The sequence below is a fragment of the Actinomadura mexicana genome (assembly GCF_900188105.1).
GTDB lineage: Bacteria > Actinomycetota > Actinomycetes > Streptosporangiales > Streptosporangiaceae > Spirillospora > Spirillospora mexicana.
In genome coordinates, this window is sequence record NZ_FZNP01000005.1 from 124989 (window position 1) to 138415 (window position 13427).

Consider the following 13427-nt stretch of genomic DNA (forward strand, 5'->3'; position numbering starts at 1 on the left):
ACTTAGTTACTTGCCGGTACGGATATTCGTGCAGGATATGGTCGCCCGGGGTTCACCCAGTGGTCTAGGTCAGAGGTCTAGACCACATGTGGCCGCGTCACCGCTTGAACGCCTCCACGGCGGCCTGGCAGAACGCCTTGAGGTCGTCGGGCTTGCGGCTGCTGACCAGCACGTTGGGGCCGTCCTCGCAGACCTCGACCTCCTCGTCCACCCACGTCGCCCCCGCGTTGCGCAGGTCGGTCCGCAGGCTCGGCCAGGACGTCACGGTGCGCCCCCGGACGACGTCGGCCTCGATGAGGGTCCACGGGCCGTGACAGATGACGGCGACGGGCTTGCCCGCGTCGAAGAACGACCGGACGAAGGCGACGGCGCCGGGGTCGGTGCGCAGGAAGTCGGGGTTGGCGACGCCCCCGGGCAGGACGAGGCCGTCGAACTCGGTGTGGTCGGAGGCGTCGACGGTGGTGTCGACGGCGAAGGTGTCGCCCTTGTCCAGGTGGTCGAACGCCTGGAGCCGCCCGGACTGCGTGGAGACCAGGCGCGGTGTGGCGCCGGCCTGCTCCACGGCCTTCCACGGCTCGGTCAGCTCGACCTGCTCGGTGCCCTCGGGTGCGCACAGGAAGGCGATGGTCCTGCCTTGAAGATCGTTGTTCGGCATCGGTCTCCTCCGTTGGTCGTCGTTCTGGAGCCCTGCCCGTGAACGCGGGTGGTATGCAGGAAGGGTGAACCCCACTGGCTACCGCGAGTACCGGACGCCGGGCCTGGCCTGCTCGTGGACGGCGGCGCTGCCGCCGGACGCCGAGCCGTTCGTCCAGCGCGTGCTCCCGGACGGCTGCGTGGACCTCGTCTGGACGGGCGGCGGGATCCTGGTGGCGGGGCCGGACACGGGCCCGATGCCGGCGGTCATGCGGCCCGGCGAGGAGGTCGCGGCGGTGCGGTTCGCGCCGGGCACGGCGCCGCCGGTGCTGGGCGTCCCGGCGGACGCTCTGCGGGACGGGCGGGTGCCGTTGCGGGAGCTATGGGGCGGGGAGGCCGACCGGCTGGCGGCGGCCGTGGCGGTGGCGGACGACCGCCGCGCGGCGCTGGTGGCGGCCGTGCGGGGGCGGATGGGCCCGGCGGATCCGCTCGTCGCGCCGGTGGTCGGGGGCCTGGCGGGGGGTTCGGTCCGCGATGTTGCGGACGCGCTCGGTATCGGCGAGCGGCAGTTGCGGCGGCGGTCGCTGGCGGCGTTCGGGTACGGGCCGAAGACGCTGCAGCGGGTGCTGCGGTTCCAGCGGGCGCTGGGTCTGGCGCGGGCGGGCGGGCCGCTGGCGGAGGTCGCGTTGGCGGCGGGTTACGCCGACCAGGCCCATTTCGCGCACGAGGTGCGGGACCTGGCGGGCGAGCCCGTCCGGAACCTGCTGTGACCGTCTCCGGAGCCGATCAGGGCTTGAGGCGCCCGTAGGCGTGCAGGGTCTTGAGGCGTTCGACGGTGACGTGACCGCGCCATTCGGGGCCGGTGACGGGCGTCCAGATGGGGAAGGCGACGTCCCAGCCGCCGTCGTCGCCCTGCTCGTCGATGAGGGCGTCGAGGCGGGCGTCGATGTCGCCGGCGTCGAAGAGCCGGCGCCCGTATCCGCCGGGGGCGGGTGCGAAGTCGAGCGGTCCCTGGTGGTCGCTGGTGGCGTGGGCGGCGAGGACGTCGCGGACGCGGGTGAAGGCGGCCTCGGCGCGGTCGCGGTCGGGGACGTGGTCGAGGAAGGTCAGGGCGGCGAGGACGTCGTAGCCGCCGGGTTCGGCGCCGGGGGCCTCCAGGTAGCGCCAGCAGAAGTCGGTGGCGGGTCCGAGCCAGGGGTGGTCCGCGCCGGCCCTGTGGAGCATGCCGGCGAGGGTCGCGGTGGGGTTGACGGCGCCGGGCGGGTCGTCGGGCGCCTGCCACCAGGGGGCGTGCGGGGCGGTGCGGACGGTCGGCAGGACGAACGGCACTCCCCCGCCGTCGGCGGTGATGGAGGTGAGGTAGCCGGCGATGCGCGTGACGGCGGGGTCGGCGTCGGCGCCCGCCTCGTGCAGGATCTGCAAGGCGTGCTGGGCGGGGACGGGCTGGCTGTCCTCGCCGCGCAGGTCCGGTTCGAGGGCGTGCCCGTATCCGCCGTCGGGGTTCTCGTAGGCCCTGAGGGCGGCGAGGACGGGCGCGGCGGGGCCGCCGCGGAAGTGGAGGGCGAAGCGGTGCCGGTCGATGAGGCGGCCGTTGAGGCGCATGAACTCCGCGGCGCGCGCGAGGCCGGTTCGGTGCAGGACCTTCATGCCGGTGACGCTAGGGCGGGCGGTGGTCGGGCGTCTTGTAGGAAACGGACGCGGGTCGCGGGAGTGGACGCGGTGGGCCCGGCCACCCCAGCGGTGGGTGGCCGGGCCCCTGGGGTCCCGCGTCGCGGGGTGCGGGAGCGGGCGGCCCCCCGGTGGTGGCCGTGTGCGCGGCGGGAGCCGCCGGCGTGCCGGCCGCCGCAGGGCGAACCCAGGCGGGACCGTAGCCGACCAGCACGAAGACCACAAGTTGCCCTATCTCGCCCGATTCCCGACATACCGGTTGCGCCGTGTCTGTGATCTCCTTGCGTCATGAGCGATCCGCTTGACGAACGTGACGTCGCCGGTGCCCCGCTCGCTGTGGTGGCGCGGGCGGCGGAGCCGTACCTGGCGAGCCTGCCGGACCGTCCCGTCCACGACCGGGCGCAGGACCCGCTCCTGGACGAGCTGGACGGGCCGCTTCCGGACACGGGGGACGGCGCGGTGGCCGCGGTCGAGCGGCTGGTGCGGATCGGCACCGGGGCGGCGACGCACTCGTCCGGGCCGCGGTTCTTCCACTTCGTGGTGGGCGGGTCGACGCCCGCGGCCATGGCGGGCGACTGGGCGGCGTCGCTGCTCGACCAGGCGGCCGGGCTGTGGCTGACCTCGCCGCTGGCGGCGCGGGCGGAGACGGTGGTCCTGCGCTGGCTGAAGGAGCTGTTCGGGCTGCCCGCGGGGTTCGGCGGCGTGCTGACGCCGAGCGCCACGCTCGCGCACGTGGCGGGCCTGGCGGCCGCGCGGCACTGGTGGGCGGCGGGGCACGGCGTGGACGTCGCGTCGCAGGGCCTGGCGGGGCTGCCGGCGATGCCGGTGTTCACCAGCGGCCTCGTGCACGTCAGCACCCGCAAGGCGCTGCAGATCCTCGGCTGCGGGCGGGACACCCTGCGGACGTTCGCCCGCGACGACGCCGGACGGGTCGATCTTGAGGCGATGGACGCCGCGCTCGCCGGGGCGGGCGGGCCCGCGGTGATCGTGGCGAACCTCGGCGAGGTGAACACGGGCGACAGCGACCCGATCGCCGAGCTGGCGGATCTGGCGGAGCGGCACGGGGCCTGGCTGCACGTGGACGGCGCGTTCGGGCTCTTCGCGGCCCTCAGCCCCCGGACGGCCCGTCTCGCGCGGGGCGTCGAGCGGGCGGACTCGGTGACGGCGGACGGCCACAAGTGGCTGAACGTGCCGTACGAGAGCGGGTTCGCCTTCGTGCGCGATCCCGCGTCGCTGAGCCGCGCGTTCGGGGCGTGGGGCGCGGCGTACCTGCCGGACGCCGACGAGGAGCGGGTCAACTACAACATGCTCGGCCCGGAGTCGTCCCGCCGCGCGCGGGCGCTGCCGATCTGGGCGACCCTGCGGGCGTACGGGCGGGACGGGTACCGGGAGATGGTGGAGCGCCACCTCGACGTGGCCGCCCATCTGGGCGGGCTCGTCGAGGCGGCGCCCGACCTGGAGCTGCTCGCTCCGGTGCGGCTCTGCATCGCGTGCTTCCGGTACCGCCCGGCCGGTGTCGCGGAGGAGGACCTGAACGAGCTGAACGCGCGTTTGGGCGAGGCGCTGCTCGCCGACGGCCGCGTCTACGCGGGGACCAGCACCTACCGGGGCATGACGGTGTTCCGTCCGGCGCCGCTCAACTGGCGGACGACGAAGCCCGACGTGGAGCGCCTGGTGGACGTGCTCCGTGAGCTCGGCGCCCGCCTCACCCGCTGATCCGCCTCGCGGTCATGGCGTCGCGGGCGGGCCTCGTCCTGCGCGGGACGCCGGTGTCCGGGGTGGGCGGCGCGCCCACCCGAACGCTTCTCATGGTCCGATGCCGGCGCACCGCACCGGCAACGCTTCGCGCGCGGCGGCAAGGCCCCGGAGGAGATCCTCCAGGGCCTCACCCCTCGCTGTACGGGTCAGGCGATCGGGCGCGCCGTCGGCGGGATCGGGTACGGCAGGTCCGTCCGGCCGCCGAGGTGGGCGTCGACCCCGTGCGCGGCGGCGCGGCCCTCGGCGATGGCCCAGACGATCAGGGACTGGCCGCGGCCCATGTCGCCCGCGGCGAACACGCCGTCCACGGACGTCCGGTAGTCGCGGTCGCGGACCACGTTGCCGCGCTGGTCCAGCTCGACGCCGAGCTGTTCCAGCAGCCCCTCGCGCTGCGGGCCGAGGAAGCCCATGGCGAGCGTGACCAGCTCGGCGGGGATCTCCCGCTCGGTGCCCTCGACGGGCGCGAACCCGGCCTGCGGGCCGCCGACCTCCACCAGCCTCAGCGCGCGGACGTTGCCGTCCGCGTCGCCCACGAACTCGGTGGTGGACACGGCGTACACGCGGTCGCCGCCCATGTCGGCGAGCTCCTCGTGGGCGCTCTCCACCTTGAACAGCATCGGGTACGTCGGCCACGGCTGGCCGTCGGGGCGCGCCTCCGGCGGCCGCGGCATGATCTCCAGCTGGGTGACCGACGCGGCGCCCTGCCGGATCGCGGTGCCGATGCAGTCGGCGCCGGTGTCGCCGCCGCCGATGACGACGACGTGCTTGCCCTCCGCGGAGATGGGCGACTCGTCGTAGTCGCCCTCCTGCACCTTGTTCGAGGGCGGCAGGTACTCCATCGCCTGGTAGACGCCCTTGAGCTCGCGTCCCGGGACGGGCAGGTCGCGCCACGCGGTGGCGCCGCCCGCCAGGACGACGGCGTCGCTGGAGGCGCGCAGGTCGTCGGCGGTGACGTCGACGCCCACGTTCACCGAGGTCCGGAAGGCGGTGCCCTCGGCGCGCATCTGGGCGAGGCGCCGGTCGAGGTGCCGCTTCTCCATCTTGAACTCGGGGATGCCGTAGCGCAGCAGGCCGCCGATCCGGTCGGCGCGCTCGTACACCGTGACGTCGTGGCCGGCGCGGGTGAGCTGCTGGGCGGCGGCGAGGCCCGCGGGCCCCGAGCCGACCACGGCGACCTTCTTGCCGGTCTGGACGGCCGGCGGCTGCGGGCGCACCCAGCCCTCCGCGAACGCCCGGTCGATGATCTCGACCTCGACCCGCTTGATGGCCACCGGGTCCTGGTTGATGCCGAGGACGCAGGCGCTCTCGCACGGGGCCGGGCACAGCCTCCCGGTGAACTCCGGGAAGTTGTTGGTGGCGTGCAGCCGCTCCACGGCCTCCTGCCAGTCCTTGCGGTACACGAGGTCGTTCCACTCGGGGATGAGGTTGCCGAGCGGGCAGCCCTGGTGGCAGAACGGGATGCCGCAGTCCATGCAGCGGCTCGCCTGCTTCTCCAGCCTGTCCTTGCCGAAGTCCTCGTAGACCTCCGACCAGCTCCTGATCCGCACGTCGACCGGGCGGCGCTTCGGGAGCTCCCGCCGGACGGTGAGGAAACCCTTCGGGTCAGCCATGTTGGAAGTCCCCCTCTCTCAGCTCTGCGCCGCGGCCATGACGGCCTCGTCGACGTCGCGCCCCTCGGCCTCGGCCTTGGCCATCGCGTCCAGGACCCGCCGGTAGTCGCGCGGCATGATCTTGGTGAAGCGGGCGGCGGCGCCGTCCCAGTCCTCCAGCAGCCGCCGGGCCACCGCCGAGCCGGTCTCGGCCAGGTGCCGCTCGGTCAGCGCCCGGACGGCGTCCACGTCCGCGGCGTCCAGCGGCTCCAGGTCGACCATCTCGCCGTTGACCCGCTCGGGCACCAGGTCCAGGACGTAGGCGATGCCGCCGGACATGCCGGCCGCGAGGTTGCGCCCCGTCCGGCCGAGGATCACCGCGCGGCCCCCGGTCATGTACTCGCAGGCGTGGTCGCCGACGCCCTCGACGACGGCGGTGGCGCCGGAGTTGCGGACGCAGAACCGCTCGCCGACGACGCCGCGGGCGAACAGCTCGCCGGACGTGGCGCCGTACAGGATCACGTTGCCACCGATGATCTGCTCCTCGGCGGCGAACCCGGCGTCCTCCGGGGGACGCAGCATGACGCGCCCGCCGGACAGACCCTTGCCGACGTAGTCGTTGGCGTCGCCGACCAGCCGCAGCGTGACGCCGCGCGGCACGAACGCGCCGAAGGAGTTGCCCGCCGAACCGGTGAAGGTGACGTCGATGGTGTCGTCGGGCAGCCCGCCGCCGCCCCACTTCTTGGTCACCTCGTGGCCGAGCATGGTCCCGACCGTCCGGTTGACGTTGCGGATCGGCAGCTCCAGCCGCACCGGGTCGCCGAACGAGACCGCGCCCTCGGCGAGCTGGATCAGCGTGTTGTCCAGGGCCTTCTCCAGCCCGTGGTCCTGCTCGGTCGTCCGGTGCAGGGCCGCGCCCTCCGCCCGCGCCGGGACGTGCAGGATCGGGGCCAGGTCCAGTCCGGCGGCCTTCCAGTGCTCGACCGCCTCCCGGGTGTCGATCATCTCGACGTGGCCGATCGCCTCGTCCAGCGACCGGAACCCGAGGGCCGCCAGGTACTCGCGGACCTCCTGCGCCACGAACTCGAAGAAGTTCACCACGAACTCGGGCTTGCCGGAGAACCGCTGCCGCAGCACGGGGTTCTGGGTGGCGACGCCGACCGGGCAGGTGTCCAGGTGGCAGACCCGCATCATGATGCAGCCCGACACCACCAGCGGCGCGGTCGCGAAGCCGTACTCCTCGGCGCCGAGCAGCGCCGCGACGACGACGTCCCGTCCCGTCTTCATCTGCCCGTCGGTCTGCACGACGATGCGGTCGCGCAGCCCGTTCAGCAGCAGCGTCTGCTGGGTCTCGGCGAGGCCGAGCTCCCACGGCGCGCCGGCGTGCTTCAGCGACGTCAGCGGGGACGCGCCCGTGCCGCCGTCGTGCCCGGAGATGAGCACCACGTCGGCGTGCGCCTTGGACACCCCGGCCGCGACCGTGCCGACCCCGACCTCGGCGACGAGCTTGACGTGCACGCGCGCCGCCGGGTTGGCGTTCTTCAGGTCGTGGATGAGCTGCGCCAGGTCCTCGATGGAGTAGATGTCGTGGTGCGGCGGCGGCGAGATGAGGCCGACGCCCGGGGTGGAGTGCCGCGTCTTGGCGATCCACGGGTAGACCTTGTGGCCGGGCAGCTGGCCGCCCTCGCCGGGCTTGGCGCCCTGCGCCATCTTGATCTGGATGTCGTCGGCGTTGGTGAGGTACTCCGAGGTCACGCCGAACCGGCCGGAGGCCACCTGCTTGATCGCGCTGCGCCGCAGGTCGCCGTTCTCGTCCGGGGTGAAGCGCGACGGATCCTCGCCGCCCTCGCCGGTGTTGGACTTGGCGCCGAGGCGGTTCATCGCGATGGCGAGGGTCTCGTGCGCCTCCGCCGAGATGGAGCCGTAGGACATCGCGCCGGTGGAGAACCGCTTCACGATCTCCGATACCGGCTCGACCTCCTCGATCGGCACCGGCTCCCGGTCGCCCTCGCGGAGCTGGAACAGCCCGCGGAGCGTCATCAGCTTCTCGGCCTGCGAGTCGACCTTGGAGGTGTACTCCTTGAAGATCTCGTAGCGGCGGGTGCGGGTGGCGTGCTGCAGCTTGAACACCGTGTCCGGGTTGAACAGGTGCGGCTCGCCCTCGCGGCGCCACTGGTACTCGCCGCCGCCCTCCAGGGTGCGGTGCGCCAGCTCGTTGCCGCCCGGCGGGTAGGCGCGGGCGTGCCGCTCGGCGACCTCGCGGGCCAGCACGTCGAAGCCGACGCCGCCGAGACGGGAGGTGGTGCCGGTGAAGCACCGCGCCACCACGTCCGCGCCGAGCCCGATCGCCTCGAAGATCTGCGCGCCGGTGTAGGACGCGACCGTGGACACGCCCATCTTCGACATGACCTTCAGGACGCCCTTGCCGTAGGCCTTCACCAGGTTCCGGGCGGCCCTGGCCGGGTCCGGCCCCTCGATCAGACCGCCGCGCACGAGGTCCTCGACGGTCTCGATCGCCAGGTACGGGTTGATCGCGGACGCGCCGTACCCGATGAGCAGCGCCATGTGGTGGCACTCGCGGGCCTCGCCCGTCTCGATCACCAGGCCGACCTGGGTGCGGGTCTTCTCGCGGATCAGGTGGTGGTGCACGGCCCCGGTCAGCAGCAGCGACGGGATCGCGGCGCGGGCGGAGTCGGCGCCGCGGTCCGACAGCACGATGATCCGCGCGCCGGCCTCGATGGCCCGGCTGACCTCGGAGTTGATCTCCTCCAGGCGGGCCTGCAGGGCCTCTCCCCCGCCGGCGACGTCGTACAGGCCGTGCACGACGTAGGCGGCCAGGTGCGGCAGCGACCCCTCGTCGTCGATGTGAATGATCTTGGACAGTTCGTCGTTGTCCAGGATCGGGGTCGGCAGCACCAGGCGCCGGCACGACTCCGGGCCCGGCTCCAGCAGGTTGCCCTCCGGGCCGAGCGTGGACTGCAGCGAGGTGACGAGCTCCTCGCGGATCGCGTCCAGCGGCGGGTTCGTGACCTGCGCGAACAGCTGCTTGAAGTAGTCGAACAGCAGCCGCGGGCGCTCGGAGAGCACCGCGATCGGGGTGTCGGTGCCCATCGACCCGATCGGCTCCGCGCCCGTCCGCGCCATCGGCGTCAGGATGATCCGCTGCTCTTCGAGGGTGTAACCGAACGTCTGCTGCCGCCGGACGAGCGTCTCGTGGGTCGGGATCTCCCGCTCGCGCTGCGGCAGCTCCTCGAACCGGACCAGGCCCTCGTGCAGCCACTTCCCGTAGGGGTGCTCGGCGGCCAGCTCGGCCTTGACCTCGTCGTCCTCGACGATCCGCCCGGCGGCGGTGTCGACGAGGAAGATCTTGCCGGGCTGCAGGCGGCCCTTGCGGACGACCTTGGCGGCGGGGATGTCGAGCACGCCGGCCTCGCTGGCCAGCACGACCAGGCCGTCGTCGGTCACCCAGTACCGGCCCGGGCGCAGCCCGTTGCGGTCCAGGACCGCGCCGACGACGGTGCCGTCGGTGAAGCTGACGCTGGCGGGGCCGTCCCAAGCCTCCATGAGGGTGGAGTGGAACTCGTAGAACGCCCGGCGGTCGGCGTCCATCTCGGTGTGGTTCTCCCACGCCTCCGGGATCATCATCAGCACCGCGTGCGGCAGCGACCGGCCGCCGAGGTGCAGCAGCTCCAGGCACTCGTCGAACGACGCGGTGTCGGACGCCTCGATGTCGATCACCGGGAAGATCCGGGAGAGGTCGCCGGGGAGGAGGTCGGACTTCAGCAGCGCCTCGCGGGCCCGCATCCAGTTCCGGTTGCCCTTCACGGTGTTGATCTCGCCGTTGTGGGCGATGAACCGGTACGGGTGCGCCAGCTCCCAGGCCGGGAAGGTGTTGGTCGAGAACCGCGAGTGGACCAGCGCGATCGCGCTGGTGAAGCGGCGGTCCGACAGGTCGGGGAAGAACGGCTCCAGCTGCGGGGTCGTCAGCATCCCCTTGTAGACGATCGTGCGGCTGGACAGGCTCGGGAAGTAGACCCGCACGTCCTGCTCGGCGCGCTCGCGCATGCAGAACACGGCGCGGTCCAGCTCCAGGCCGGTCCTGCCCTCGTGCGGGCCGCCGTCCGCGGGGGCGAGGAACATCTGCGCGAAGTGCGGCATGACCCGGCGGGCGGCCGGGCCGGTGAAGGCGGGGTCGTGCGGAAGCTCGCGCCAGCCGAGGACCGTCAGGCCCTCCTGCACGCACAGCGTCTCGATGTGCGCGACCGCGGCGGCGCGCTCGTCGCGGTCCGCGGGAAGGAACGCGATGCCGGCCGCGTAGCCGCCCGCATCGGGGAGCGGGAAGTCGCAGACCTCGCGGAAGAACGCGTCCGGGATCTGGACGAGGATGCCGACTCCGTCGCCGTCGTCCGGCTCGGCGCCGACGGCCCCGCGGTGGTCCAGGTTCTTCAGGACGTCCAGGGCGTTCTGGACGATGTCGTGGCTCTTGCGTCCGTACAGGTCGGCGACAATGCCGACGCCGCAGGCGTCATGCTCGTTGGCCGGGTCGTACAGGCCCTGCGGCTGGGGGCGGCCCGGTGCACGGCCATCAGGTGTGAGGGCAGCAGCAGCCATCAACCCTCCCGTCGTCGTGTCACTGCTTCGATGTCAGTGCGGCACGGGACGGCGTTGGCCCTGCTGCGGTGAGATGACATTACATCACTGCCGGGATCATGCCCGACTGCACCAGATCGCGAAACTTCTTCGTGGCGATCGGACCTGCGTCATCTCACATTGGTTTAGACCAGGCTACCGGCCGGGCCGGGGCGCGGAACGCTGTGACCTCGGTGAGCCTCATCACCGGAACGCGATGTTTAAGGCGGCGCGCCGAAGACCTACCGAAAAGTGCCCTCCCCCAGAACCGGGGCGGACTCTGAAACCGGATGCGGCCGGACGGGGCTCAGCCGGTCCCGCGGGCCGCGCGGCCGAGCACCGCCGGGGCCTTGCCGCCCTCGATCAGCAGCGACAGCAGGTTCTCGTCCTTCTCGTCGCCCCTGCCGTCCAGGCGCTGCGCCCACGACACCACCGCGAAGTGCCCCATCGCGAGGCCCCGCGCCATGCCGAAGCCCCGCCCGAAGCGGTCCAGCGGGGCGGGCGCCTCCAGGGGCCGGACGAAGCCCGCGCCGATCGTGGTCTCCAGCCTCGCGACGAACCGGTCGGCGTCCGCCGAGCCGGCGAGGTTGAACACGGCGACCGCCAGCGCGTACCCGTGCTCGGTGTCGGAGTAGATCCCGCGCGCCGCCTGCGTGCAGCCGCCCTTCCCGAGCTCCTCGCCGACGGATGCGCCCCACACGGCGGCGGCGCAGTCGCCGTCCAGCCGCTTGGCGCGCAGCTTCACCGAGACGTTCCCGTCCGGGAGGGGCAGCCTCGCCGCCGAGGACGGGAACGCCTCGCCCTCCGTGAGGGGTTCGGGGTCCGCGCTGCGGGCCGCGATCCCGGCGTAGGCCGCGCCGGACGGCGAACTGGAGTAGGAGGTCGGCGACGGGCCCGTCCCGGCGGGACGCCCGATCGCCGCATCGGCGGCGCCCCCGGGCTTCGGGGCGGAGTCGCCGCCGCTCAGGGCGACGGCGCCGAGGCCGAGCAGCACCAGCACGCCCAGGACGGCCGCCGCGCCGAAGTACAGCTTCGGGCCCGGCCCGCCCGCGCGCCGCACCGCGGCCGGCCGGCGTTCCGGCGTGCCGGGGCGTTCCGGCGTGCCCGGGCGTCCCGGGGGCCTGCCCGGATTCTTCGCCTTGCCGCGCTCGGCCTTGCCTCGCTTCGCCTTGCCGCGCTTCGCCTTGCCGGGCTCGGACTTGCCGCGCTCGGACTTGCCGCGCTTCTCCGGCCGCCTGGGGCGGGCCCGGTCGCCGGCGGGGCCCTCGGGCGGGAGGGTGGCGCGGGGGTCCTCGGGCGCGAACGCGTCGTCCTGGACGGCGTCCTCGTACGGGACGTCGTCGTAGGGCGTCCGCGGAGGCGGCGGGGCGGGACGTTCCCGGCGCGGTGCGGGGCGGCGGGGCGGCGGGGTCCGGCGCGGGCCGCCCGACCGGGACTGCGCCGTGCGGCGCGCGGGGGGCTGCCGGCGGCCCGGACGGCTCACCGGAGGCCGCCCCGAGCCGCGGCGGTGCTCATCGGGGTCCACGACCGCGCAGACTACCCGCCGCCGGCGCCCGGCCGGCTCACTGCCCGGCCTTCGCGCCGGAGACCAGGTCGAGGCGCCCGTACAGGAAGTCGGCGGCGTTCTCGACGACCAGGCTCACGTCGATCATCTCGTTCAGCGAGGCGGGCTGCGCGCCGCCGGCCCGCTCCACCCAGGTGACCACGGCGTAGTGGCCGTAGGTCTTGGTGTAGGCGGCGCTGAAGCCGGGCCCGAACGCGGGGACGCCCTTCGGCTGCAGCGGGGACACCCAGCCGGCGCCGGTCGCCGGCTCCAGGTCGCGGAGGATCTGCTTGACGCCCTCCTCGCTCACGAGGTTGATCACGGCGAACTGGCCGACGTGCTTCTTGTCGGCGCTGACGTAGGCCGCGCGGGCGATCTGGCTGCACTGGTACTTGGCGAGGTCGCCCTGCAGCCGGCCGCCCCAGGTGGCGGCCTTGCAGTCGGAGCTCAGCTTCGACTCGGCCAGCGTGAAGGTGTACTTGCCCGACTTCAGCGTCTTGGTGGAGAACGCCTCGCCCTCGGTGATCGGGCGGGCGTCCTTCGTGCGGGAGGCGAGCTTGGCGAAGCCCTCGCCGAGGTAGTCCGGCGCGTAGGCGGTCGGCACCGCCCGCTGCTGCGGCTTCGCCTCGTCGCCCCCGCCGGTCAGCAGGACCACCGCGACCACCGCGACGACCACCGCGACCAGCGCGGCGACCGCGCCCATCAGCAGCTTCGGACTGGGGAGCTTGCGGCCGGACTCGTCGTCCGGCCAGAAGTCCCGCCGGCGGCCCTCTGCGGCCTCGGCGGAACCGGTGTCAGAAGCCTCGATCACAGCCCCGGAGCTTAGCGGTCCGGGTCCCCCTCGCGCGCCCAAAAGGGTGTTTCGCCCAGATTCCTTGGAGCTAGAGCCCGTTACTGCCGATCAGCGCGCCGAACCCGTAGGTGATCAACGCTGCGGCGGCGCCGAACAGCAGCTGCCGCGACCCGCCGAACCACCACGCACGCGCCGTGATCCGCGACACCAGCGCCCCGGCGCAGAAGAGCCCGAGCGCCGCGATGCCCGCCGCGGGCCACAGGCTGGTCGCGCCCAGCAGGTACGGCAGCACCGGCAGCAGCGCGCCGACCGCGAACGACAGGAACGACGAGCCCGCCGCCAGGACCGGGGAGGGCAGGTCGCCGGGCGTCACCCCGAGCTCCTCCCGGGTGTGCACCTCCAGCGCCTCGTCGGGGTCGCGGGACAGCTGCCGCGCGACCTCGGCGGCCGTCTCGGGGTCGACGCCGCGCGCCTCGAAGACCTCGGCCAGCTCCCGCTGCTCGGCCACCGGGTGGCGGGCCAGTTCCAGCCGCTCCACCTCGATCTCCGCCTCCGCCAGTTCCGACTGGGAGGCGACCGAGATGTACTCCCCCGCCGCCATCGAGAACGCGCCCGCCGCCAGGCCCGCGAGGCCCGCCAGCAGCACGACCTTCTGGGTCGCCTGGCCGCCCGCGACTCCGGCGATCAGTGCGAAGTTGGAGACCAGCCCGTCCATCGCGCCGAACACCGCGGGCCGCAGCCAGCCGCCCGTGACGTCCCGGTGCTGGTGGTGCTGCTCCGGCCGGACCCCGTGCTTCTCCCCCGTGTCGGACAC

At 73.6% G+C, this 13427-nt stretch carries 9 protein-coding genes; 2 read left to right on the plus strand and 7 right to left on the minus strand.

Features of this window, described 5'->3' with window-relative positions; all coding sequences use genetic code 11:
* Positions 1-97: 97 nt before the first annotated feature.
* Positions 98-655: a type 1 glutamine amidotransferase domain-containing protein gene (locus CHC11_RS14550; protein WP_089312250.1), complete on the minus strand. Its 558-nt coding sequence runs from the start codon at positions 653-655 to the stop codon at positions 98-100.
* Between the two features lie 64 nt (positions 656-719).
* On the opposite strand from CHC11_RS14550, the gene CHC11_RS14555 reads away from it, so the two are divergent.
* Positions 720-1403, plus strand: a complete 684-nt coding sequence (locus CHC11_RS14555) for a helix-turn-helix transcriptional regulator (RefSeq protein WP_218826096.1) — start codon at positions 720-722, stop codon at positions 1401-1403.
* 16 nt (positions 1404-1419) lie between these two features.
* Here CHC11_RS14555 and CHC11_RS14560 read toward each other — a convergent pair whose 3' ends face one another.
* The gene (locus CHC11_RS14560; RefSeq protein ID WP_089312251.1) at positions 1420-2280 is read right to left on the minus strand and encodes a hypothetical protein; all 861 of its coding nucleotides are present in this window, start codon (positions 2278-2280) and stop codon (positions 1420-1422) included.
* A gap of 309 nt (positions 2281-2589) precedes the next feature.
* On the opposite strand from CHC11_RS14560, the gene CHC11_RS14565 reads away from it, so the two are divergent.
* Complete coding sequence (locus tag CHC11_RS14565; RefSeq protein WP_089312252.1) at positions 2590-4017, plus strand: pyridoxal phosphate-dependent decarboxylase family protein; 1428 nt, start codon at positions 2590-2592, stop codon at positions 4015-4017.
* A gap of 188 nt (positions 4018-4205) precedes the next feature.
* Here the strand turns inward: CHC11_RS14565 and CHC11_RS14570 are convergent, their stop codons facing one another.
* The 5 genes from CHC11_RS14570 to CHC11_RS14590 all read right to left on the minus strand — a co-directional run bounded on the left by CHC11_RS14570 (position 4206) and on the right by CHC11_RS14590 (position 13427).
* Positions 4206-5669, minus strand: coding sequence for a glutamate synthase subunit beta (locus CHC11_RS14570; protein WP_089312253.1), 1464 nt, complete (start codon positions 5667-5669; stop codon positions 4206-4208).
* An 18-nt stretch (positions 5670-5687) separates the two neighbouring features.
* Positions 5688-10259 carry a glutamate synthase large subunit gene (gene gltB / locus CHC11_RS14575; RefSeq protein WP_089312254.1) on the minus strand — a complete coding sequence of 1524 codons (4572 nt, stop codon included), beginning with the start codon at positions 10257-10259 and terminating at the stop codon, positions 5688-5690.
* Positions 10260-10584: 325 nt separating this feature from the next.
* Entirely contained in the window at positions 10585-11802 is a 1218-nt protein-coding gene (locus CHC11_RS14580) for a hypothetical protein (RefSeq protein WP_143227068.1), read from the minus strand.
* Positions 11803-11839: 37 nt separating this feature from the next.
* Positions 11840-12631, minus strand: a complete 792-nt coding sequence (locus CHC11_RS14585; RefSeq protein ID WP_089312256.1) for a hypothetical protein — start codon at positions 12629-12631, stop codon at positions 11840-11842.
* A 70-nt stretch (positions 12632-12701) separates the two neighbouring features.
* Positions 12702-13427 carry a VIT1/CCC1 transporter family protein gene (locus tag CHC11_RS14590; RefSeq protein WP_245919218.1) on the minus strand — a complete coding sequence of 242 codons (726 nt, stop codon included), beginning with the start codon at positions 13425-13427 and terminating at the stop codon, positions 12702-12704.

What these genes read in the sequence shown, in the direction of transcription:
- CHC11_RS14550 (WP_089312250.1), bottom strand. Translation starts at nt 655, where the DNA reads ATGCCGAACAACGATCTTCAAGGCAGGACCATCGCCTTCCTGTGCGCA.
- CHC11_RS14560 (WP_089312251.1), bottom strand. Translation starts at nt 2,280, where the DNA reads ATGAAGGTCCTGCACCGAACCGGCCTCGCGCGCGCCGCGGAGTTCATG.
- CHC11_RS14565 (WP_089312252.1), top strand. Translation starts at nt 2,590, where the DNA reads ATGAGCGATCCGCTTGACGAACGTGACGTCGCCGGTGCCCCGCTCGCT.
- CHC11_RS14570 (WP_089312253.1), bottom strand. Translation starts at nt 5,669, where the DNA reads ATGGCTGACCCGAAGGGTTTCCTCACCGTCCGGCGGGAGCTCCCGAAG.
- gltB (WP_089312254.1), bottom strand. Translation starts at nt 10,259, where the DNA reads ATGGCTGCTGCTGCCCTCACACCTGATGGCCGTGCACCGGGCCGCCCC.